This window comes from Actinoplanes sp. NPDC048796, assembly GCF_040650035.1.
GTDB lineage: Bacteria > Actinomycetota > Actinomycetes > Mycobacteriales > Micromonosporaceae > Actinoplanes.
In genome coordinates this window covers 45,227-65,370 of record NZ_JBEZGO010000009.1, presented here as the reverse complement: position 1 = coordinate 65,370, position 20,144 = coordinate 45,227, and the positions used below count along the sequence as shown (strand labels likewise).

21 protein-coding genes and 1 pseudogene are annotated in these 20,144 nt (G+C 72.4%); 9 read left to right on the top strand and 13 right to left on the bottom strand.

What is annotated here, in order from left to right:
- Positions 1 to 23: 23 nt before the first annotated feature.
- Positions 24 to 662 (top strand): PilZ domain-containing protein, encoded by a 639-nt coding sequence (locus AB0C26_RS31585; protein ID WP_360254919.1) that lies wholly within the window; start codon positions 24 to 26, stop codon positions 660 to 662.
- Here AB0C26_RS31585 and AB0C26_RS31580 read toward each other — a convergent pair.
- The 5 genes and pseudogenes from AB0C26_RS31580 to AB0C26_RS31560 form a co-directional block, all read right to left on the bottom strand.
- Entirely contained in the window at positions 631 to 1,626 is a 996-nt protein-coding gene (locus tag AB0C26_RS31580) for an SGNH/GDSL hydrolase family protein (RefSeq protein WP_360254917.1), read from the bottom strand. The two genes, AB0C26_RS31585 and AB0C26_RS31580, sit on opposite strands and share 32 nt — an antisense overlap.
- A 341-nt stretch (positions 1,627 to 1,967) precedes the next feature.
- Complete coding sequence (locus tag AB0C26_RS31575) at positions 1,968 to 2,285, bottom strand: acetamidase/formamidase family protein (RefSeq protein ID WP_360254915.1); 318 nt, start codon at positions 2,283 to 2,285, stop codon at positions 1,968 to 1,970.
- 18 nt (positions 2,286 to 2,303) lie between these two features.
- Positions 2,304 to 2,652 (bottom strand): annotated as a pseudogene (locus tag AB0C26_RS31570) (acetamidase/formamidase family protein); the annotation flags it as partial.
- A gap of 7 nt (positions 2,653 to 2,659) precedes the next feature.
- Positions 2,660 to 3,907, bottom strand: coding sequence for a PQQ-binding-like beta-propeller repeat protein (locus tag AB0C26_RS31565; RefSeq protein WP_360254913.1), 1,248 nt, complete (start codon positions 3,905 to 3,907; stop codon positions 2,660 to 2,662).
- 129 nt (positions 3,908 to 4,036) lie between these two features.
- A complete protein-coding gene (locus tag AB0C26_RS31560) occupies positions 4,037 to 5,317 on the bottom strand; it encodes an alpha-hydroxy-acid oxidizing protein (protein WP_360254911.1) in 1,281 nt (426 codons plus the stop codon).
- Between the two features lie 17 nt (positions 5,318 to 5,334).
- Between AB0C26_RS31560 and AB0C26_RS31555 the strand changes: the two genes are divergently transcribed.
- The 3 genes from AB0C26_RS31555 to AB0C26_RS31545 all read left to right on the top strand — a co-directional run bounded on the left by AB0C26_RS31555 (position 5,335) and on the right by AB0C26_RS31545 (position 7,281).
- Positions 5,335 to 5,850, top strand: coding sequence for a GNAT family N-acetyltransferase (locus AB0C26_RS31555; protein ID WP_360254909.1), 516 nt, complete (start codon positions 5,335 to 5,337; stop codon positions 5,848 to 5,850).
- Positions 5,851 to 5,914: 64 nt separating this feature from the next.
- The gene (locus tag AB0C26_RS31550; protein WP_360254907.1) at positions 5,915 to 6,880 is read left to right on the top strand and encodes an RNA polymerase subunit sigma-70; all 966 of its coding nucleotides are present in this window, start codon (positions 5,915 to 5,917) and stop codon (positions 6,878 to 6,880) included.
- Positions 6,881 to 6,885: 5 nt separating this feature from the next.
- Entirely contained in the window at positions 6,886 to 7,281 is a 396-nt protein-coding gene (locus AB0C26_RS31545) for a DUF6069 family protein (protein WP_360254905.1), read from the top strand.
- Here AB0C26_RS31545 and AB0C26_RS31540 read toward each other — a convergent pair.
- Together AB0C26_RS31540 and AB0C26_RS31535 are read right to left on the bottom strand one after the other, a co-directional pair.
- Positions 7,238 to 7,849, bottom strand: coding sequence for a hypothetical protein (locus AB0C26_RS31540; RefSeq protein WP_360254903.1), 612 nt, complete (start codon positions 7,847 to 7,849; stop codon positions 7,238 to 7,240). The genes AB0C26_RS31545 and AB0C26_RS31540 overlap by 44 nt on opposite strands.
- Positions 7,836 to 8,330, bottom strand: a complete 495-nt coding sequence (locus AB0C26_RS31535) for a sigma-70 family RNA polymerase sigma factor (protein WP_360254901.1) — start codon at positions 8,328 to 8,330, stop codon at positions 7,836 to 7,838. The genes AB0C26_RS31540 and AB0C26_RS31535 overlap by 14 nt, the downstream gene beginning before the upstream one ends.
- A gap of 132 nt (positions 8,331 to 8,462) precedes the next feature.
- Here AB0C26_RS31535 and AB0C26_RS31530 point away from each other — a divergent pair, with 132 nt between their 5' ends.
- Entirely contained in the window at positions 8,463 to 8,693 is a 231-nt protein-coding gene (locus AB0C26_RS31530) for a hypothetical protein (protein WP_360254899.1), read from the top strand.
- Between the two features lie 422 nt (positions 8,694 to 9,115).
- Here the strand turns inward: AB0C26_RS31530 and AB0C26_RS31525 are convergent, their stop codons facing one another.
- Positions 9,116 to 10,507: a prolyl oligopeptidase family serine peptidase gene (locus tag AB0C26_RS31525; RefSeq protein ID WP_360254897.1), complete on the bottom strand. Its 1,392-nt coding sequence runs from the start codon at positions 10,505 to 10,507 to the stop codon at positions 9,116 to 9,118.
- Positions 10,508 to 10,637: 130 nt separating this feature from the next.
- Between AB0C26_RS31525 and AB0C26_RS31520 the strand changes: the two genes are divergently transcribed.
- The 3 genes from AB0C26_RS31520 to AB0C26_RS31510 all read left to right on the top strand — a co-directional run bounded on the left by AB0C26_RS31520 (position 10,638) and on the right by AB0C26_RS31510 (position 14,407).
- Positions 10,638 to 12,329 (top strand): long-chain-fatty-acid--CoA ligase, encoded by a 1,692-nt coding sequence (locus tag AB0C26_RS31520; RefSeq protein ID WP_360254895.1) that lies wholly within the window; start codon positions 10,638 to 10,640, stop codon positions 12,327 to 12,329.
- A 4-nt stretch (positions 12,330 to 12,333) separates the two neighbouring features.
- Entirely contained in the window at positions 12,334 to 13,401 is a 1,068-nt protein-coding gene (locus AB0C26_RS31515) for a magnesium and cobalt transport protein CorA (RefSeq protein ID WP_360254893.1), read from the top strand.
- Positions 13,402 to 14,089: 688 nt separating this feature from the next.
- Positions 14,090 to 14,407: a MerR family transcriptional regulator gene (locus AB0C26_RS31510; RefSeq protein WP_360254891.1), complete on the top strand. Its 318-nt coding sequence runs from the start codon at positions 14,090 to 14,092 to the stop codon at positions 14,405 to 14,407.
- A gap of 1 nt (position 14,408) precedes the next feature.
- Here AB0C26_RS31510 and AB0C26_RS31505 read toward each other — a convergent pair whose 3' ends face one another.
- The 3 genes from AB0C26_RS31505 to AB0C26_RS31495 all read right to left on the bottom strand — a co-directional run bounded on the left by AB0C26_RS31505 (position 14,409) and on the right by AB0C26_RS31495 (position 16,078).
- On the bottom strand, positions 14,409 to 14,660 hold the full coding sequence (locus AB0C26_RS31505) for a hypothetical protein (protein ID WP_360254889.1): 252 nt from the start codon (positions 14,658 to 14,660) through the stop codon (positions 14,409 to 14,411).
- Between the two features lie 322 nt (positions 14,661 to 14,982).
- Positions 14,983 to 15,243, bottom strand: a complete 261-nt coding sequence (locus AB0C26_RS31500) for a hypothetical protein (RefSeq protein ID WP_360254887.1) — start codon at positions 15,241 to 15,243, stop codon at positions 14,983 to 14,985.
- A gap of 85 nt (positions 15,244 to 15,328) precedes the next feature.
- The gene (locus tag AB0C26_RS31495) at positions 15,329 to 16,078 is read right to left on the bottom strand and encodes an endonuclease (RefSeq protein WP_360254885.1); all 750 of its coding nucleotides are present in this window, start codon (positions 16,076 to 16,078) and stop codon (positions 15,329 to 15,331) included.
- A gap of 173 nt (positions 16,079 to 16,251) precedes the next feature.
- Between AB0C26_RS31495 and AB0C26_RS31490 the strand changes: the two genes are divergently transcribed.
- The gene (locus AB0C26_RS31490; protein ID WP_360254883.1) at positions 16,252 to 16,566 is read left to right on the top strand and encodes a hypothetical protein; all 315 of its coding nucleotides are present in this window, start codon (positions 16,252 to 16,254) and stop codon (positions 16,564 to 16,566) included.
- On the opposite strand, the gene AB0C26_RS31485 is transcribed toward AB0C26_RS31490, so the two are convergent.
- Together AB0C26_RS31485 and AB0C26_RS31480 are read right to left on the bottom strand one after the other, a co-directional pair.
- Positions 16,526 to 16,771 carry a sigma factor-like helix-turn-helix DNA-binding protein gene (locus AB0C26_RS31485; RefSeq protein ID WP_360254881.1) on the bottom strand — a complete coding sequence of 82 codons (246 nt, stop codon included), beginning with the start codon at positions 16,769 to 16,771 and terminating at the stop codon, positions 16,526 to 16,528. The genes AB0C26_RS31490 and AB0C26_RS31485 overlap by 41 nt on opposite strands.
- Before the next feature lie 63 nt (positions 16,772 to 16,834).
- Positions 16,835 to 20,113 (bottom strand): TIR domain-containing protein, encoded by a 3,279-nt coding sequence (locus tag AB0C26_RS31480; protein ID WP_360254879.1) that lies wholly within the window; start codon positions 20,111 to 20,113, stop codon positions 16,835 to 16,837.
- Positions 20,114 to 20,144: the final 31 nt, after the last annotated feature.

Genomic DNA, 20,144 nt, shown 5'->3' with positions numbered 1-20,144 from the left:
ACCCGCGGCCGATCCGGATGCACATGATCGCTTCGGCCTCCTCCACCGCCCTCGCTGAGCTGCCCGCCGTCGGCACCCCGATGTACCTGGCCCTGGGCGAGGGCGCGAACGTCCGTTCCCGCCTGGTCGCGACCGGCGGCGACACCTTCACCGTCGCCGCCCCGCTCGAGGTCGCCGGCCAGGCGGCGGAGTTCGACGTCTTCTGGGCGTCACCGAGCACCCGCATCGTTCTCCCCAGCCGCCTGGTCGCGGTCGACGGCGAGGCCCCGTACCACTGGGCCCTGGCCCCGGCCGGCCCCGCGCGGCACAGCAACCGCCGGGAGTACGTCCGCGGTGGTGGCGGCGCCGCCGTGCGCCTGACCGGCGACGGCCACGAGATGCAGGCCGCCCTGCTCGACATCAGCGAGGGCGGACTGCGCTGCTGGATCGACGAGCCGGCCCCGCTGACCCCCGGCGACCGGCTGCGGGCCGCCATGAACCTGCCCGGCGACCACCGGCTGGCCCTGGACGGCACGATCCTGACCGTCCGGGAGGCCCCGCACGGCGACCCCGGCCGGCACGTCGTGGTCACCTTCACCACGCCCGAGCAGGCGGCCCGGACGATCCGCTCCTACGTGATGAGCTGGGAGATCAGCGAACGCCGCCGGCACGAACACTCGTGAGGTACGGGTCGTCGGACAGCCACGTGGCCACCACCCGCGTACGCGTCACGTAATGCCCCTTGACCTTGACCCGGTAGGTCCGGACGGTGGTGCCGGGCCGCTGCCAGACGGTGCGCAGGGTCCAGGTACGGCAGTCGGGGTGCCAGGTCCGCCGCCCGGCCACGGTCCGGTTGATCTGGAAGCACAGGGTCCGGGCGGTCGCCGTGTACGGGTTGCGGCCGGCGGGCCAGGCGCCGCCGCCGGAGTAGACCCGGGCCATGGCGCGGTAGAGGTTGTAGGCCATTTTGGCGTAGCCGTCGTCGTTGGGGTGCAGGTTGTCGAACAGCGACAGACCACCGACCGACGACTGGTCGACCAGGTGCACCTTGGCGTCCTTGCCGGCCACGATGCCCGGGATCATCCGGTTGTAGGCGGCGATCCGGCTCTTGACGGGCTCGGCGTGCCCCTGGACGAGCCGCTGCACGAAGATGTCGGCGCCCGGCCGCCCGGCCCGGATCTGATCGATCAGCGCGGACAACCCGGCGGCGGAGACGTCGACCGGCCGGTTCTGAGCGATGTCGTTGGTCCCGATGTGCAGCAGAACGACGTCGGGCCGGTAGGTGTCGAGCCAGCCGTCCACCTCGGCCGCGATCTGGTCGATCCGCCACCCCGGGTGCCCCTCGTTGTCGCGGTCGGTCCCGGACGGCCCGGCCTGCCGCGACCCGACGAAGTCGACGTCCATCCCGGCCGCAGTGAGCCGCTTCCGCAGATCGACCCGGTACCCGCTGGCCGTCGCGGCCCCGGTCCGGTTGCCGACCCGCGAGTCGGCGCTCCCACTACCCCAGGTGATCGAATCCCCGAGCGGCATCACCCGGACGGGCTCCGCCACAAGCCGGTCAGCGGCCGCGGGACCGGAGATCCCCGCGGCCAGAACAGTGGCGGCGAGCACAACGCCGGCGAGGCGGCCGGCAAGACGACTCTTCACGCCGAACGCATCGGCCGGCATAGGCACTCTCCCAAGCATCCCCCGGGTGCAACCCAGGTGCCGACTATGACGCGCTCGACCAGAGCGCGTCCAGGGGGAGCACGAACGTGTCGTCGTCGAATCGGAAGCTCAACGCCCCGGTGTAGAACACCACCGCGGCGGCGAGGCGCCCACCGATGCGGGCGCGCAGCGCTCTGATGCCGGCCAGGTCACCTGACGGAGGATTTCAACGACCGCGAACGTCTCGACCAGATGGCCGTACTCCGTCAACGTCGCCGGGGCGTAGTTCTCGGCGCTGTTCTTCTCCATCCCCACGGCCGAGGCCGTGCCCGCGTTCGAGGTCACGAGCGGGGTACGCCCGGGCCCGGGTTGACGCGGGTGGGGCCGGCGGCGGAGGGGCGGATGTCGAAGTCGAAGATGGCCGTCGGCAGGTAGACCGTGGCGCACGCGTTGGGGATGTCGACGACGCCGGAGAGCCGGCCCTCGATGGGGGCGGCGCCCAGGATCATGTAGGCCTGCTCGGGGGTGTAGCCGAAGGCGGTCAGATAGTCGATCGCGTGCAGGCAGGCCCGCTGGTAGGACAGGTGCGAGTCGAGGTAGCGCTGCTCGCCGTCGTGGTGCGGTCCGCGCGGCCTCGGCCGCCACCCGCGCGTAGTCACTCTGCGGGAGGCTTCCCAGTACGGCGTCGCGCGGCTCCGGCGGCAAGGCCAGCGGCGGCACCCGGTTCGGGTCGGTCGCGATCAGGGCGCCCTCCCGCTGGTTCCATTTCGCCAGCAGGGCGGCCGACGGGGCGGTACCCATCAGGCCCGGATGCACGATGCCGGTGAACGAGACGTGCGGGATGTGCCGCGAGGTCGCCGTCTGGCCGGCGAAGTCCCAGATCACCTTGTACGCGTCGGGGAACTGCTCGGTCAGGAAACCGCCACCGTTCGCGGTGGCGAAGATGCCGGTGTAACCCCAGCCCTGCCCGGCCAGCGGCCCCGAGTCCTCCTGCGGGATCGGCCCCACGTCGAGGATGTCGACCATCGGTCGCCTACCTCCCTGTGACGAGGGTAACCGTCAATGTGTCGTCGCGGGCGCAGAGCAGGTGGCCGGGCGCTCCCCGGCAGTCCGGGGCCGGGGACGAGCCGATGGTGCCGAGCGGGACGGTCCGGCCGGTGGCCAGGTCGACCCGGGTCACCGCCGTGCGGGCAACCGGCGTTCCGGTCGCCCGTAGCAGGAGGATCGAACCGGCCTTGTCGGTCACGGGCTGCCCGTCGAGCGGGCGGCCGACGGCCCGGCCGGTGGCGGTGTCGGCCAGCGCCGTCCGGGCCGGGTCGGCCGCCGAGAGCAGCAGGCGGCCGCCGCCGAGGTCCCAGACGTACGTCATGTCGTCCCGCCGCCAGACCTCGCGGCCGGTGGCCGCGTCGTGGGCGGCCACCCCGCGTACACCGGCCGCGCAGATCAGCACCCCGCAGCCCGTCACCGAACCGATCAGCTCGCCGGTCCGCCACAGCGGCCGCAGGTCGGCCGGGCGGTAGACGGTGGCCACGGTCTGGGCCGAGGCCGTCCGCACCACCACCAGGTAGGGGCCGGCGGGGGTGAGCCCGGCCGAGTACACCCCGTTCCACGGGATCCGGCCGCGGTGCAGCACCTCGCCGTCCGCGTAGCGGTAGACGGTGGCGTCGCCCTGGGCGGAGACCGTGACGATCGTCGAGGGCCGGCCGCCCTCGGTCAGCATGGTCCACTGATCGGCCGGCGAGAGCGGGTGCCGCCACACCTCGCGACCGTCGCGCAACCTCACCAGGCGCAGCCGGCCCGTCCCGGCCAGCAGCACGTCGCCGCTCGCCGCCGACGGCCGGGCGTCGCCGTTCGCCCGCCAGAGTTCGGCGCCGGTCGCCGCGTCGAGCGCGATCGTGCCCGGTCCCGGCGTTTCGGTGGAGACCAGCACGACGTCGCCGGCCGTTCGCACGCCCCGGTCGGCCGGACCGTCGCCGGCCGGGGTGGACCACCGTTGCCGCCCGGTGGCCAGGTCGTAGGCGGTGACGACGGTCGGCCCGGCGTCGCTGTCGCGGTTGAGGTAGACCGTACGGCCGTCGATCGCCATGGTGTCGCTCGGCCGGAACGTCGCCGTCCAGGCGGTCCGCACCGGCGCCGGCGCCGGCGCCGCCGAGGCGCCCACCGCCAGCAGCCCGGCCACGGTGAGCCCGGCCAGCGCCGTCCGGCGCAGCCGTGGCAGGTTCACCGGCGCGGCCGCCGGCGGGGCGGGCGCCGCGGTGTCACCGAGGTCGATCAGAGCCATCGTTCAGGCAATGTAGCTGGTAGCCCTCTCGAACAGCAGGGACACGTCCTCGCCCGGCATCGGCCCGGCGAGGTGAAAGCCCTGGGCCGGCCGGTAGCCGGTGGCACGGACTGCCGGGTCGGGCGCCGATCACCGTACTTGAGTGCTGGTCAGCAGATCTCCGGTGATCGAGGCGATGTCCGGCGTGCCGGCCAGGGCCATGGTCAGGTCGAGCTCGGCGATCACGTTGCGGATGACGTCCTCGACGCCACGGCCGCCGTCGAGGGCCAGCCCGTACATGTAGGGGCGGCCGAGCAGGACGGCGTTCGCCCCCAGGGCGAGCGCGGTGAACACGTCGGCCCCGCCGCGGACGCCGCTGTCGAGCAGCAGCACCGGATCGGGACCGACCGCGTCGCGGATGGTGATCAGCGCGTCGAGGGAGGCCACGGCGTTGTCGACCTGGCGGCCGCCGTGGTTGGAGACGACTATCGCGTCGGCCCCCAGGTCGAGGGCGCGGCGGGCGTCGTCCGGGTGCAGGATGCCCTTGAGCACCACCGGCAGCCGGGTGCGCTCGCGCAGCGTGGCCAGGTGGTCCCAGCTCAGCCCCGGGTTGGAGTAGATGTCGAGGAACGTCTCGACCGACGCCCGCGGCACCGGCGAGCGGAGGTTGGCCAGGAACCGCCCCGGATGGTTGCGCGACATCGCCAGCAGCGTCCGGATCGCGCCCAGGGTCACCTGGGGCCGCGCCGCCGGCCGGCCGAGCCGCTCGGCGACGATCTGCCGGAACCGCGGGTCGGACGTGTACTGCGCGATGCCCTGCCCTCGGCTGAACGGCAGCGACCCGAGATTGAGGTCCTGCGGCCGCCAGCCGAGCACCGTCGTGTCGAGCGTGACGACCAGCGCCCCCGCCCCGGCCGCCTCGGCCCGGCCGATGAGGCTGTCGACCAGGTCCTCGTCCTTGCTCCAGTACAGCTGGAACCAGCGCGAGGCGTCGCCCATCGCCGCCGCGCAGTCCTCCATCGGGTTACAGCCCTGGTTGGAGAGGATGTACGTGGTGCCGGTCGCGGCCGCGGCCCGCGCGATGTGCAGATCGCTGTCCGCGCCCATCAGCGCCCCGGCGCCCACCGGCGCCAGCAGCACCGGCGTGGGGTGCCGCCGCCCGAGCAACTCCACCGACAGGTCGCGGTCGACGGCGCCCGATGCCATCCGCGGCACGATCGCCCAGCCGTCGAACGCCTCCCGGTTGCGGCGCATGGTCCGCCCCGCACCCGCCCCGCCGGCCACATAAGCCCAGGCCACAGCGCTGCTGACGCGCCGGGCCCGGCGCTCGAGCTCGGCGAAGTCGGCCGGTACGCGCGGCCGGCGCCCGAGAACGCCGGCCCGGTAGATCGTGTTCAGCCGGCTCAGCCCGGCGCCCGCGGTGGTGGACATGGCCGCATGCTAGTGGCATGGAGATCGCGATGCTGGAGGCGGAACCCGATGCCGCGACCGCCGAACGGCTGGCCCGGATCGTCAACGACGCGTACGCCGAAGGGGAGAAGGGCCTCTGGCGCGAGGGCATGCGGCGAACGTCGGCGGCGGAGATGGCCGGGCTCGGCGGGAAACTCGCGGTCGCGCGGCGGGGGGATCACATTCTGGGTTCCGTACGGGTTCAGCCGTTCGCGCCCGGGCTCTTCCAGCTGGGCATGCTGGCGGCCGACCCGGCCGAGCGCGGCCGCGGCGTGGGCCGGGAACTGGTGCGGTACGCCGAGGAGCACGCGCGGGCGGCCGGGGCGCCGGCGATGCGGCTGGAACTGCTGGTGCCGCTGGACGGGGAACATCCGGTCAAGGAGTTCCTGCGCGGCTGGTACACCCGGATCGGCTACCGCCAGGTGGGCACGGAATCGCTGGCCGGCGACCATCCGGAGCTGTCACCGTTGCTGGCCGTGCCCTGCCACTTGCTGATCCTCCACAAGCAGCTGTGATGAGTTCCCGCCGCCACGGCCGTCATACCTACGACTGGACACGCTGAGGCGGAAGGATGACGTGATGAGCGCGGAGACGCGGCTGGAGGAGCCGGCCTTCTCGGGGCTGGCCGAACGGCACCGACGGGAACTGCACGTGCACTGCTATCGGATGCTCGGATCGTTCGAGGACGCCGAGGACACCGTGCAGGAGACGTTCCTGCGGGCCTGGCGCCGGCGGGAGACCTTCGAGGGGCGGTCGACCGTACGGGCCTGGCTGTACCGGATCGCCACCAACGCCTGCCTCGACCTGCTGGCCAAGGTCCGCCCGGAACCGGCCGCCGGCGGCGAGGTGCTGTGGTTGCAGCCCTACCCGGACCGGCTGCTCGACGAGCTGCCGGCCGGCGACGCCGACGCGCCCGAGGTGCGAGCCGTGGCGCGGGAGACGGTCGAACTGGCGTACCTGATCGCGGTCCAGCATCTGGCCCCGCGCCCGCGGGCCGTGCTGATCCTGCGGGACGTGCTCGGCTGGCCGGCCAAGGACGTCGCCGACCTTCTGGGCGACTCGGTCAACTCGGTGAACAGCGCACTTCAGCGCGCCCGGGCCGGCATGCGGGAGCATCTGCCGGCCGAACGGCAGGACTGGACCGGCGGCGAGGAGAACCCCGAGACGCTTGATCTCGTACGCCGGTACACCGAGGCCAGCGTGACCGCGAACATCCCGGTCCTCGCGTCGATGGTGCGCGACGACGTCCGCAGCGCCATGCCACCCACCCCGGGCCTGTACGCCGGCCGCGACACGGTGGTGAGGTACTGGAAGGAGAGCGGCTACGAGGGCATGACCGGCCTGCGCGCCGTACCCACCTCGGCCAACCGCCAGCCCGCGATCGCCTACTACCACTGGCGCCCGGCGGAGGGCGCGTACCTGCCCCTGACCATGGACGTCCTGCGCCTCACGGCCGGCGCGATCACCGAGATCTACACGTTCCACGCCGACCGCTTCCCGCGCTTCGGCCTGCCCGCCCACCTGCCCGCCGACGGCACGGAGTGACACCGATGCCCTTCGTCGCCACACTCGCCGCCGTACTGGCCACCACACTCACCGCCGCGCTCGCCCAGGCTCTCGGGGTGGACTTCGAGGTCCCGAACGATGGCGAGACCATCCCGCTGTCCGGGATCGCCGTCGTCACCGGCTTCTTCTCCCTCGTGGGCGTAGCGCTCGCCTACGCCTTCCGCCGCTGGAGCACGCGCCCGGCCGAGCGGTTCGGGTGGACGGCGGGCGCGCTGACCGCGATCTCGCTGATCCCGCCCTTCCTCTCCGGCGCGGACGCGGCCACCGTGGCCACCCTGGTCGCGCTTCATCTCGTCGCGGCCGCGGTGATGATTCCGGCGCTGACGCTCCGGATGCTCAGGAGAGCCCCAGCGCCGTCGTTGTCGGCGGCCCGAGGGTGACCGGGTTGCCGGCGGTGGGAACGAGCCGGCCCCGGTCGACGGTGTAGTAGCCCTGGGTGGTGTTGACCAGGTTCCACGAGGTGGCGTCGCGGGCCTGGAGGAGCAGGACGTACTCGCCGCCTTGGCGGATGCCGTCGGCCTGTTCCGGTCCGGAGGCGGAGAAGACGACCCGGATCGACGAGCCCGGTCGCGGGGTGCCCGTGGCCACCCGGCTCACCGCGAAGGTGGCCACGGTCTCGCCCGCACTGGCGCGGGTCGCGCCGACCGTCCCCCGGACGATGGCCTCGGCACTGCCCTCCAGCTCGCCGGCGGTCGGATAGAACGGCTGGTCCGACGCCGGCGACGAGGGCGGCGCCGCGTCCCGGAGCACCACCGCGCCCACGGTCACCGCCCCGGCCAGCACGACTGCGGCGGCGGCCACCCCGACCAGGATCCGGCGCCGGGGAGCGGCCGTCCGCGCCGGACCACCCAGCAGTTCGGCCAGCCGCGCCTCGGCCCGCGCCTCGGTCCCGGGGCGGTCGCCGGGCACCGGGTTGGCGTCCCGCATCAGTCGCTTAACGCTGGGCATGACGGACCTCCGCTCCGTACGACCTCTTGAAAGCCTGCCGGGCCCGATGGAGCCGCACCCACACCGCCGACGCCGACAGCCCGGTGAGCGCGGCGATCTCGCCGGCGGTCAGATCGTCCCAGTACCGGTGGACCAGGACGTCCCGATGCGCCTCCGGCAGCCGTTCCAGCACCTCGGCGACCAGATCGGCGGTCCGCTCGTCGGCCCGTGGCCCGGTGACGGCCGCCTTGCGGTAGGCCGAGTCGCCCCGCCGTACCGACCGATGGTGATTGCTCAGCACATGCCGGGCCGTCACGAAAAGCCAGGCCGGCGTGAGAACGTCGCCGCCCGTGGTCTTGTCCCACGCGATCCGGAACACCTCAGCGGTCAGATCCTCGGCCTCGGCGTCGTCGTCGACCCGGCGCGCGACGAACCGCAGAACCCGCCCGTGACTGGCCCGGTAGAGCTCGGTGAATCTCTGTTCAGGTGGAGCGTCGCCCATCGGTCCCTCCTCGACCGGTACATGTCGGCCGAAGCCCCGATCCTTACCGCCGCTTTCGCGAACCGCGGAAACGGCCGCCGAGCCCGGCCCACGGGCGGGGGAACGACAGCACCCATCGGTCACACTACGGACATGGACATCCTTCTCGCGGCCGCGTCCGTCGCCGTGATCGTCGTGCTGGTCGCCGCCCTGGTCATCGGCGTACGCCGGGGCTTCGACGACGGCTACCGCCGCGGGATCGGCCCCATCCGCCGCCGCTCCGGCTCCGGAGGTTGGTTCAGCGCTCCACACAGCACAGACGCCACCACCACCACGACCACCGGCGACAGCGGCTTCGGAGACAGCAGCAGCAGCAGCGACTGACCAGCCCGAACCACCGGTGGCAGCAGTCCGAAGCCCCGCGGCAGCAAGGGCACCGGTAAGGCGCGGCAGCGGGTAACGGCCGCAGCTTGCGGCTGGGCGGAGGCGCCGGTTGGCTTGCGGCTGGGCGGAGGGCTTTGGGCGGGCGGCGGGCGGCGGCTTGCGGTTGGGCGGCAGGCTGCGCCTCCCGTGCTGGCCCGCCCGCCCACTCGCGCACGCCCGCTTCCGTTCGCCTGTCGCCCGCGCGGGCCTGAGGGCAGGCCGGCCTGAGGGCAGGCGGGCTGACGGCGAGCGGGGCTGGGTGCGAGTCGGGCTGACGGCAAGCGGGGCTGACGGCAAGCGAGGCTAGGTGCGAGTCGGGCTGACGGCAAGCGGGGCTAGGTGCGAGTCGGGCTGACGGCAAAGTGGACTGGGTGCGAGCGGGGCTAGGGGCAGGCCGGGGCTACGAAGCCGGGATGGGTGCCTCGGGTCCAGCGGCAGCCGAAGGTGGGGGCGGCCACGGCTCGGCGGTTGAGGATGGCGTCGCCTGCGGGGCGGTGGCCGGTATGCAGCCAAGTGGTCAGGTCGTCGAAGCCCTCGGTCAGTTCCGGGGCGGTGAAGTCGCAGTGGCCGACGCCTCGGATCGCTCGGGAGACGAACAGCCGTGACTTGCCGTTGTGGGCGGCTCGGGCGGCGTACACCTGCTCCATTTTGAAAGGCACGAAAAGGTCGCCTATGTCGTGCAGGGAGAGGACCGGCACTCGGGGGTTGCCGTCGACGCGGGGGATGCCGGCCAGGCCGGGGTCGGCGGTCGCGGTGCGGCGGACGCGGAGGACGTCGCGGTTGAGGCGCAGCTCCTCGGTGGTGGGCCACAGGCGGTCGGTGCTGCGGTAGAAGGTGCGGCGGTTGTCGGTGACGTTGCCGGGGGCGATGCCGCCGGTGCCGCCCTGCAAACCCGGATAAAGGCCGAAAAGGAAGGGCAGGTCGTTCAGCGGCGGGAGGGAACGGGCGGAGTTCCAGTACGCGAACGCGCTGTCGAAGCCGGGGCGATCGCCCCCGCTGGAACGTTCCAGGACGGCCGACCAGGTGCGGCCGGCCGGTGTGGAACCGGTGGGCAGGCCCAGCTTCGGCACGATCTGGCCCACCTGCGAGCGCCACACCTGCTGGTAGTCGGCGCCGGGCTGGAGCGGGAACTCGATGTCGGCGCCGGTGAGGGCGGCCGCCGTGACGTTCGCGTCGAGGAAGTAGTCGTACAGGGCGGTGTCGCCGAGCACCCCGCAGTACGGCATGGCGCCGGCGAAAGCCCGCGGGTGCTCCTCGATCGCCACCGCGGTGATGTGGCCGCCCATCGACGCGCCGGACATGATCACCTGCCGGGCGCGGGAGCCGGTGACCTTGTGGAACACGTCGATCAGGGCGACCGAGTCCCGGACACCCTGGCCGACGTCGTAGCCGTTGGTGGCGTAGCTGGAGGCCGCCCACGCGTAGCCGCGGGACACATAGTGGGCGCGCAGGTCGGGACTGTTGACGTAGACCGTGGTGCCGGTGCCCCGATAGCCGTGGGCCCAGACGACGAGCCCGCCGTTCCACTTGCGCGGTACCTCGATCCGATAGGCGGCGCCGCCGATGACGCCGGTGCGCACCTGCGCACCGGGCAGCGCGGCGAACGGCGTCCCGTCGAGCTCGCAGTCGGGGTCGGCCACGAGATATCCGGGCTGCGTCGTGCTCGGCGTGGGCGCGGTGCAAGCGGCGACCGGGGCCGAGGCGAGAGCGGGTGAGGGTGGGCCGGCCAGGGGAATCAGCAGGGCGAGGGCGACGGCGGCGCGAAAACCGAGCATGGCGTGTTACCTCCCGGTAACACTTCACGCCGTACATCGACGGGTGTCAAGGTCGATCGCCCAGGTGATCTTGCTGAGTGGGGAAGGGTAGCCTCGGTGAGGTTACGCAACCGTAGGTAAGGAGGCCGGCATGGCGGACGAGCGGCCCTGGCTGGCGGCCTATCCGGAAGGCGTTCCGGCCGACATCGCCGAGCCCGAGCGGGCGCTGACCGCGAACCTGGACGGCGCGGTCGAGCGCTTCCCGGACCGGATCGCGCTCGACTTCCTCGGTGCCACCACCACGTACGCCCAACTCGGTGACCAGGTCGCCCGGGCCGCGGAGGCGTTGCGCGGCCTCGGCGTGGGGCCGGGGGACCGGGTCGCGCTGATCCTGCCCAACTGCCCGCAGCACGTGGTCGCCTTCTACGCGGTGCTGCGCCTCGGCGCCGTCGTCGTCGAGCACAATCCGCTGTACACCGCCGACGAACTCGCCCACCAGCTGGCCGACCACGGCGCCACGGTCGCCATCTGCTGGGAGAAGGTCGCCGCGACGGTGGCCGCCACCGCCGAACGCACCTCGATCACCACGATCGTCGGCGTCGACCTGACCGCCGCGCTGCCCCTGCTCAAGCGGCTCGCCCTCAAGCTTCCGCTGCCGGCCGCCCGCAGGACGCGCGACGAGATGCGCGGGACGGTGCCCGGCGGCACGCTGCTGTGGGAAGCGCTGGTCGACGCGGCGCCGCCGATCGACGCCTCCGTTCCCGGGCCGGGCGTCGACGACACCGCGCTCCTGCAGTACACGGGCGGCACCAGCGGCACCCCCAAGGGCGCGATCCTCACCCACCGGAACCTGGTGGCCAATGCCGAGCAGAGCCGTGTGTGGGTGCCGGGGCTGCGTGACGGCGGGGAGACGTTCCCCGCGATTCTGCCGCTGTTCCACGCGTACGGCCTGACCCTCTGCCTGACCACCGCCGTGCGGATCGCGGCGACGATCGTCCTGCTGCCCCGCTTCGACCCGGGCATGGTGCTCGACGCGGTGAAGCGGCGCCCGCCGACGTTCTTCCCGGGCGTTCCCCCGATGTACGACCGGCTGGCCGCGGCCGCCCGCGAACGCGGCGCCGACCTGAGCTCGATCAGGTTCTCCTTCAGCGGGGCCATGCCGTTGCCGGCCGAGACCGTACGGACCTGGGAGGCCATGACCGGCGGGCTTCTCATCGAGGGGTACGGGATGACGGAGACCTCACCGATCACGGTCGGCAACCCGATGTCCGAGCGGCGCCGGGCCGGCTCGATCGGCGTGCCGTTTCCCTCGACGTACGTCCGGATCGCCGACCGCGACGACGTCACCCGCGACATGCCGGCCGGGGAGCCGGGCGAGCTGCTGCTGAAGGGCCCGCAGGTCTTCTCCGGATATTGGAACCTGCCCGAGGAGACCGAGGCGGTGCTGCTGCCGGACGGCTGGATCCGCACCGGCGACGTCGCGGTGATGAGCGACGACGGCTACCTGTCGATCGTGGACCGGGTCAAGGAGCTGATCATCACGGGTGGTTTCAACGTCTACCCGTCGGAGGTCGAGGACGTGGTTCGCGACCATCCCGACGTGGCGGAGGTCGCTGTCGTCGGGCTGCCGTCGGAGCGTACGGGGGAAGAGGTCGTCGCCGTTGTCGTCGCCGCCGAAGGCGCGACCGTGGACCCGGCCGCCATGTTGAAGTGGGCGCGCGAGCGGCTGTCCGGATACAAGGCGCCGCGCCGGATCGAAGTGGTGGGCGAGCTCCCGTACAGTCAGATCGGCAAGGTCCTGCGCCGCCGGGTGCGGGACGACCTGCTCGGGGAAGCGAAGTAGCTTCGTGGAGGGCCGGCGCGTCTGGCAGCCGCCGCGGCCGGCCTGGCGAGGGCGGGCCGATCACACGGCGATCGTGGGTTGCAGCCTGTTCGTGGACGGGGTCGAGGTCGAGAGCCCCGGCCCGGCGGCCGACCTCGCGCAGCTCTACGAGCGGGCCCGCGAGCGGGACGGCGCCTTCGTGTGGCTGGGGCTGCACGAGCCGACCGAGGCCGCCCTCACCCACGTGGCCGAGGTGTTCGGGCTCCACCCGCTGGCGGTCGAGGACATCCTGCATCGGGAGCAGAGGGTCAAAATTGAGCGGTACGAGGATGTGCTGTTCCTCGTCGTCCGGGCCGCCCAGTACGTGGAACACGAACGGATCACCGCCACCAGCGAGATCGTCAGCACCGGTTTCGTGCGGCTGTTCGTCGGCCCGCGTTTCGTCATCACCGTGCGGCAGGGCCGGGTCATGGAGCTCAGCTCGCTGCGGGCCGACCTGAGCGCCGACCCGCGGGCGCTGGCCCAGGGCGGCCCGTGGGCGGTCGTGCACGCCGTCCTGGACCGGCTGGTGGACGGCTACGCCGACATCGCGGCCGCCGTGCAGACCGACCTCGACCTGACCGAGGCGGCCGTGTTCGACGCGCGCACCCCGGTCACGATCGAGCAGATCTATCAGCTCAAACGCCAGATGATGAAGTTCAAGTCGGCCGTGCTGCCGTTGCAGCGCCCGCTGGCCGCGCTGGCCGGCAAACAGTTCGCCGACCTGCCCAAGGAGATCCGCCGCTACTTCGGCGACGTGGCCGACCACCACACGGCCGCCGTGGAACAGGTGCTGGCCTTCGACGACGTGCTGAACGCCCTGCTCCAGGCCCGCCTGACCCAGCTGACGGTCGACCAGAACAACGACATGCGCAAAATCGCCTCGTGGGCGGCCATCGCCGCGCTGCCGACCGCCATCGCCGGTGTCTACGGCATGAACTTCACCCACATGCCCGAGCTGGGCTGGCGCTACAGCTACCCCACCTTGATGCTGCTCATGCTGCTGAGCGCGGGCATCCTTTACCGCCTCCTCCGCCGCGCCGGCTGGCTGTGAGCCACGGCGCCGTGCTCGGCGCCGTCTCGCCCTTCTCGACGCGAACCCCTCCGCCGCACCGTGCCTGGCCGCGGCCGGATGCGCACCCGGCCGCCCGGACTTCGCATCGCCGCATCCGGCACGTCTGACGGCCTTCGCCGGAGGGAGATTCGTGGTGGCGGCTGCGCTCCACTTCCGGAACGTGGGCGACACGCCGAGAAAATCTATGATCGGCTGACTAGATTTTCTCGGCGGGACCGGTTAATGTTCCTGGTGTTGAACGAAGAGATCGTGAGAGACGCCGACGAAATGACCGAGCGTCAAGCAGGGCCCGGACCCATGTCGTGGGCTCGCTCGGCATAAGCGGCCGACGCCGCACGAGGAAGAGCTCGTCGCACGTGTCGGGGCCAGGGAATCGCGTAGGGCTCCGGCGCCGGCGGGCAGCACGACAGCACGGCAAGTGAAGGATTCAGAGGAAAGGGAGGGTCGAACACCGTTGGATCGTCCGCCGTCAGGACGCAGTTCGGTTCTGGGCGGTCACCGCAGTTTCCATCGAACGAGAGGTGGTCTCCGGTCACGCATATGCGATCCTCGCACCCCACAGGTGCGGATACGACAAACCGGCGAACCTGCCGGAAATGGTGTTTGAACCCGTAACCCTGGGCCCCGGCGTTCCGCCGGGGCCCTCGTCATGGAGAAGAGGAGTTGCATGGCCCAACCCGACGACATGTTCGGAGACGAGGACTACCCGGCCTACACAATGGGCCGCGCCGCGGAGATCACCGGCGCCTCGCAGGACTTCCTGCGCCGCCTCGGCGAGGCGAAACTGTTCACCCCGTTGCGGTCGGCCGGCGGCCACCGCCGGTACTCCCGCTACCAGTTGCGCCTGGCCGTGCGGGCCCGGGAGATGGTCGAGAGCGGCACCGCCCTGGAGGCCGCCTGCCGCATCATCATCCTCGAGGACCAGCTCGAGGAGGCTCTTCGGCAGAACGACGAGTACCGGCGCCGGCACGAGGCCGGCGCCTGAATCAGCCCAGCTTCTTGAGCTGCGCCTCGACGCGCTCGCGGCGCTGCACCAGAACGTCGATGACCGCCTCGGTCTCGTTGATGCCGGTCAGCTCGGTGGCGATGTCCTCCGGCTCCTGGAACCCCTCGGAGTTGTCGCCGTCCTCGCCCCGCCGCCCCTGCGCGTCCCCGGCGACCCGGCGCAGCTCAGCAAGCTCCGCGTCGATGTCCTGGAGTTCCTGGCGCAGCTGCTCGGGTGTCGCTTGATCAGTCATGCCCGCCATCATACGAACGCCCCCGCCCGAGCCGCCCGGCACCGGATCGCTCCGAGATCATTCGCGCACGGTCGGGAACGGGCTCTTCGGGGAAGACTTGCGCACACAACGCCACCACGGCGTCCGCGTTGTGAAGTTTGAGGTGATCGACCAGGAAGCGAATGTCTTCTGCGTCACGACGCCGCGCAGCCAGCACTTTCATGGCGAGCAGGTGCTCAGGTGAGGCAGCCGACACCCGGAGCCCGGGGTGATCAAGGATACGAGGCGCTTCGGAAGGCGTCCTCGATGGCGTGCCGGTCGAGTAATGGATCGTCGTCGGTGCTCATGCCACCTTCAGCTCTTGAGCGGCGACGAACACTCCCCGGCGCCGGAACGCGGCGGGGGCGTCGACTCTCGCGGAACGGGTGTTGGAGGGGGACCAGAAGCGGCGCAGCGCGCGCGACTCGGACCATGGCGGAGGCGCGTGCCCGTCCTGGGCGGCCAGATGTTCGGTCAGCGCGGCTAGGAACACGTCCCAGTGCTCGTCGCCGGTGTCGGTGGGCTCCTTTTCGAGCAGTGTCTTGCGCCGGTGCGCGGCTCCCACCCGTATTCCTCCAGGAACTCGGCTATCGGCCGCCACCGCGTCGAATCGTCAGTGCCGGCCAGCAGCGTCGCCAAGCGGGGACGCGTTATCCGAAGACCGCGGCGGCCCACTCGGGGTGGTCGATGAAAGGGTTTCGGTTGTGCTGGTACGTGGTGTGGATGATCTGGTTGCGGTGGCGCTCGGTGGCGTCCGGCGGGTCCTGGGTGTTCCACTGGAGCAGGGCTGAGAGCTTGCCCAGGCGCGGGGCGCGGCCGCCGGTGGTGGCGTTGTCGACCTCGAGGTCGGGCCAGGCGTCGTCGCCCTCGTAGCGGACGGCCATGTAGAAGATCATGCGGGCCACGTCGCCCTTGACGGCGTTGCGGGGCTCCCAGGAGTCGGCGTCGGTGTAGTTGCCGGGGGCGCCGGTGGCCGCGCTGCCGCCGGTGTCGAAGTCCTTGTTGTCGCGCAGGGCGTTCACCGTCACGTCCTCGGGGCGCAGGTGGTGCAGGTCGGTGCCGGGGCCAGTGGCGGTGCCGAAGTCGCCGTGGGACTTGGCCCAGACGTGTTCGCGGTTCCAGTTGCCGGCGTGGCCGCCGTTGAGGGTCTTGGCCCGGCTGGCCCCGGAGTACAGCAGGATCACGTTGGCCGGGTTCGCCGGGTCCTGGTCGGTGACCTTGAGGGCGTTCCACACGGCGTCGTACGACAGCCTGGTCGTCCCGCTCGAGACGATCGTGTGCAGCGCGCTCTTCAGAGCTTCGCCGGTTTGGCCCTGGGCGGCCGCGTAATAGGAGTCATCGGAAGTGGCCGCCGACATGGTCGCCGGCGCCCAGAGAAGGGTGATTCCCAGGGCCAGCAAGGCTGTCAGGACACGTGCCGTCCGGCAAGTGAGCACGTCGTCAGCGTAGGGCCAGGTCCGCTTCGCCGTAATCCGGATATGACCGGAATTCGGGGGAAAAGACTGGCCAATCGGCCGTGACCGCGGGCTTCGCTGAGGATCATGCTTCGGCTAAGAGGCAAAGGAGTTCGATCATGTTGCTCCAGGGATCCAAGGCGACCGAACGGCCGCAGCGCACCACCGGCGTCATCGTCACCCCGGTCGAGCCGGCGCACGAACCCGCCGCGCCGCAGCCGGAGCTGCTGGAAAAGGCCCACGTCTACCCGCCGCTGACCTGGCCCAAGCCCACCGTCGGGCAGGTGCTGGCCGAGGGTCTGGGCGGCATGAGCAAGACCGTGCTGATCCTGCTGATCTTCGGGGCCGTTCTCATCGGCACGGCCATGGGCGCCGCCCTGGTGCTGTCCGGCATCATCCACGGCCTGGGCTTCGATCCGGCCGGCGGTTACTAGACACCACCGCCGACAGGGTCCGCATGGCCTCGTACAGCCGGGCCCTGACCTCGGCCTGAGGCAGCCCGAGGGCCTTCGCCGCCTCCTCGGGCGTGCGGCGGCGGAAGTACGTCGCGACGAGGATCTCCCGGTGGGGCTCCGGGAGATCCCGCAACAGCAGCTCCATGGGGGGCCGCCGGGTCGCGTCGGCCTGGGTGGTCGGCATGACCGGTACTTTGGTCAACCGCGGCGGCCAACTCCAGTGCGCAGATGCGGCGTGTTCGCCCCGTCACTCGCAGGTGCGCCGGTATTTCAGCTCCGGCACGAAACGGCCCCACTCGGACGCGTTCAGGCCCCGGCCGGTGATCGCGCACGCGTACTCGGCCGGGTCGGCGCGCAGCCCGTTGAGCTTGGCGTAGCCCCACAGCGTCACGGTCGCCGGCTCGCGGACCGACTGGCTGGTGACCGCCAGCGTGCGGCCGTCACCGCCGAAGGTCACCTCGCGCACCTCGGCGCCCTTGCTGGTGCGGACCGTGGCGAGCCGGATCGGCGCGGCCGGGACGGCGGTGTCCCACAGCGTCGCCGTATATCCCGCGTCGCCGGTGGCCAGGGTGCGCCCGTCGGGGCTGAAGGCCACCGACCGTACCCACCGGCCCTGGCTGGGCAGGCTGGCCAGCCGCTGCGGGCGGGACCGGTCGGCGACGTCCCACAGCAGCGTGGTGCGGTCGAAGCCGCCGCTGGCCAGGGTGCGCCCGTCGGGGCTGAAGGCGATCGACTCGACGACGTCGCTGTGCCCGGTCAGCGTGCCCACCCGGGCCGGCGCCGCGTGGGCGGGCAGGCTCCACAGCGCGATGACCGGGTCCTCGTCGCCCGCGGTGGCCAGCGCGCGCCCGTCGGGGCTGAACGCCACGGCCGTGCCGAAGCTGCCGGTGAGCCGGGCCCGCAGGACCGGGCGGGACCGGTCGGCCACGTCCCACACCATCAGCGTGGTGGAGTCGGCGACCACGGCCAGGGTGCGCCCGTCCGGGCTGAACGCCATCGCGTTCGTTCCCCGCACCTCGCCGGGCAGGGTGGTGAGCGTGGTGGCGCCCACCCGCAGGGTGCCGCTCTTCGCGGTGACCGTCGCGGCCGTACGGCGGTCGGGGCCGAACGCCACCGACCGGACGGCCTCGCCGTGCAGGGTCCGGTCGGCGCCGCGCACGGGCCGGCCCGGGTTGGCCGTGTTCCACGTGCTCGCCGTGCCGTTGGAGCCGGCCGCGACGAGCGACCGCCCGTCCGGGCCGAAGACCGTGCCCTCGGCGCTGCCGCCCGGGACGGCCAGGGTGGCCAGCCGGTTCGGCGCGCCGGACGCGCTCACCCGCCACAGGGTCGCCGTGGCGGTGCCGTCGGCGGTGACGAGGGTGCCGGAGTTCGGGGCGATCGACAGCGTCGTGATCGGGCCGTGCGCCTTCACCGTGGCCATGATGCCGGGGCTGCCCGTGGGGGACTGGTCCCACAGGGCCGCCGTGCCGGTCTCGTCGCCGGCGGCCAGCAGGCTGCCGTCGGCGCTGAAGGCGAGCGAGGTGACCTGTCCACTCAGGCCGGTCCGGGAGTCGAACGGGTCGTCGTCCTCGTCCGGCATGTCGGGGAAGCCCGGCGGCGGGCCGCCGTCGGCGGGATCGTCCGGTGTGACCGCCGCCCGGGCGGCCACCCGAGGGGTCCGGTTCTTCATGTTCCACAGGGCCACCGCGCCCTCGCCGCCGACGGCCAGGGTGGCGCCGTCCGGGCTGAACGCCATCGGTGACGCGCCGAAGCTGAGGAAGCCGGGGAGCGACGCCGGGTCGACCGGCTCGCTCAGGTCGAACACGGGGACGAACCGCGCCTTGTCGACGATCAGGAGGCGCCCGTCGGGGCTGAGGGCGAGGTGCAGCACCGGGTAGGTGTCGCGGCTGGTGGGCTCCGACAGCAGCGTGGGCTTGGCCCGGTCGGTGGTGTCCCAGACCGCCGTGCCGCCGCCGTCGTCCCCGGTGACCAGCCGGTTCCCGTCGCCGCTGAACGCGAACGCGGTGGTCGTGCGGCTGGTGGGCAGCGCGGTCAGCCGTACCGGTGCGGACCGTTTGGTGACGTCCCACAGGACCGCCTGGCCGCCCGGGCTCACCACGGCCAGGGTGCGCCCGTCCGGGCTGAGCGCCAGGACGCGGCCGGCCGCGGTCTCCGGCAGCTTGGCGATCTTGACCGGCCGGCGCGGATCGGTCACCTTCCACAGCGCGACCCGGCCGTCGGCGTCGAGAGAGGCCAGGACCCCGTCCGGTCCGTACGCCGAGGCCACCGCCCCGCCGAGCCCGCCCGCCCAGCTGGTGGCCGTGACCACGCCGGTGAGCTGCCGGCGGGTCGCCGTGTCCGGGTTGAGCTTCTGCGCCGCCGCGCCCAGCATCAGAGCCGTCCGCGGGTCGTCGGTGATCATTGTGGTGGCCTGGTTCATCAGCCGCCGGCTGACCGCGATGCGCTGCTGCTGCTCGGCCTTGACCTGCTGCGCCTTGGCCTCGCCGGCCGCCTGCCGGGCCAGCCGCTGCTGCTCGGCCGCGATCGCGGCCTGCCGCCGCGCCTCCTGTTTGAGTCCCAGCGCCTCCTGCTGGAGCTGCTGGGCCAGCTCGGACGCCTGCGCCGCCAGCCGCTGCTGCTGCTCGGTCCGTACGGCCGCGCGGTCGGCCAGTTGCCGCTGGCGCTTGGCCAGGGCGGCCGCCTCGTCGGCCAGCTCCTGCTGCTCCCGGGCCATCCGCTCGGACGCCTCGGCCGCGGCGCCGGCCCGGGCCGCCCGGCTCTGCTGCTCCTGGGCCAGGCCCTGCTGGCGCCGGGCCTCGGCCGCCGACCGCTCGGCCAGGGTGCGCTGGTCGCCGGCGAGCTGCTGCTGGCGCAGCGACTCGGCCGCCGCCGCCCGCGCCCGCTCGCCGTTGCGGACCGCCGACAGCCCGGTGACCGAGGCCAGCACGGCCAGCACGACCAGGGTCACCGCGGCCCCGGAGAGCAGCCGCCGGGCCCGGCGGTGCTGCCGCACGTCCTCGCCCTCGAGCTCGTCCTTGCTGATCCCGTGCATCGGGGCGGCGAGCTGGGCGATCGCGTCCCGGAAACGGGAGTGCCGCAGGCTCAGGTGCTCGGTGCCGCGCGCCCAGCGCAGGTCGAGGAAGAACGGCTCCTCGGTGAACACCTTCCGCAGCGCCGGCGGCACGGCCGTCGACTCCTCGGTGAAGTCACCGCGCTGTTCGTCCCACGCCCACTCGCCGTCGGTGACCACGGGCAGGATCCGGTCGGCCGACTTGGTGGCGATCCAGTGCTCGATCTCCTTGTTCACCCAGGGCGACCGGGCCGCCTCGGGCGAGGCCATAAGCACGAAGTGCTCGGAGCCGTCGAGGGCGGTCTGGATGGAGGACCACAGGCCCGGCGTCACCGCCAGGCCGGTCTGGTCGCGGAAGATCCACAGTGCGCGCCGCCGATGCCACGGCTTGGCCAGGCGGTGCAGGCCACGTTGGACAGCCGGAGCCAGCCGTCCGTCACCGGAGTGGCTGTACGAGATAAACCCATCGAAGGTCATGGGGGGTCCTCCGGTGATCGGCACGTGCTGC

What these genes read in the sequence shown, in the direction of transcription:
- AB0C26_RS31585 (WP_360254919.1), top strand. Translation starts at nt 24, where the DNA reads ATGATCGCTTCGGCCTCCTCCACCGCCCTCGCTGAGCTGCCCGCCGTC.
- AB0C26_RS31565 (WP_360254913.1), bottom strand. Translation starts at nt 3,907, where the DNA reads ATGGCTCTGATCGACCTCGGTGACACCGCGGCGCCCGCCCCGCCGGCG.
- AB0C26_RS31560 (WP_360254911.1), bottom strand. Translation starts at nt 5,317, where the DNA reads ATGTCCACCACCGCGGGCGCCGGGCTGAGCCGGCTGAACACGATCTAC.
- AB0C26_RS31555 (WP_360254909.1), top strand. Translation starts at nt 5,335, where the DNA reads ATGGAGATCGCGATGCTGGAGGCGGAACCCGATGCCGCGACCGCCGAA.
- AB0C26_RS31550 (WP_360254907.1), top strand. Translation starts at nt 5,915, where the DNA reads ATGAGCGCGGAGACGCGGCTGGAGGAGCCGGCCTTCTCGGGGCTGGCC.
- AB0C26_RS31545 (WP_360254905.1), top strand. Translation starts at nt 6,886, where the DNA reads ATGCCCTTCGTCGCCACACTCGCCGCCGTACTGGCCACCACACTCACC.
- AB0C26_RS31540 (WP_360254903.1), bottom strand. Translation starts at nt 7,849, where the DNA reads ATGCCCAGCGTTAAGCGACTGATGCGGGACGCCAACCCGGTGCCCGGC.
- AB0C26_RS31535 (WP_360254901.1), bottom strand. Translation starts at nt 8,330, where the DNA reads ATGGGCGACGCTCCACCTGAACAGAGATTCACCGAGCTCTACCGGGCC.
- AB0C26_RS31530 (WP_360254899.1), top strand. Translation starts at nt 8,463, where the DNA reads ATGGACATCCTTCTCGCGGCCGCGTCCGTCGCCGTGATCGTCGTGCTG.
- AB0C26_RS31525 (WP_360254897.1), bottom strand. Translation starts at nt 10,507, where the DNA reads ATGCTCGGTTTTCGCGCCGCCGTCGCCCTCGCCCTGCTGATTCCCCTG.
- AB0C26_RS31520 (WP_360254895.1), top strand. Translation starts at nt 10,638, where the DNA reads ATGGCGGACGAGCGGCCCTGGCTGGCGGCCTATCCGGAAGGCGTTCCG.
- AB0C26_RS31510 (WP_360254891.1), top strand. Translation starts at nt 14,090, where the DNA reads ATGGCCCAACCCGACGACATGTTCGGAGACGAGGACTACCCGGCCTAC.
- AB0C26_RS31505 (WP_360254889.1), bottom strand. Translation starts at nt 14,660, where the DNA reads ATGACTGATCAAGCGACACCCGAGCAGCTGCGCCAGGAACTCCAGGAC.
- AB0C26_RS31490 (WP_360254883.1), top strand. Translation starts at nt 16,252, where the DNA reads ATGTTGCTCCAGGGATCCAAGGCGACCGAACGGCCGCAGCGCACCACC.
- AB0C26_RS31485 (WP_360254881.1), bottom strand. Translation starts at nt 16,771, where the DNA reads ATGCCGACCACCCAGGCCGACGCGACCCGGCGGCCCCCCATGGAGCTG.
- AB0C26_RS31480 (WP_360254879.1), bottom strand. Translation starts at nt 20,113, where the DNA reads ATGACCTTCGATGGGTTTATCTCGTACAGCCACTCCGGTGACGGACGG.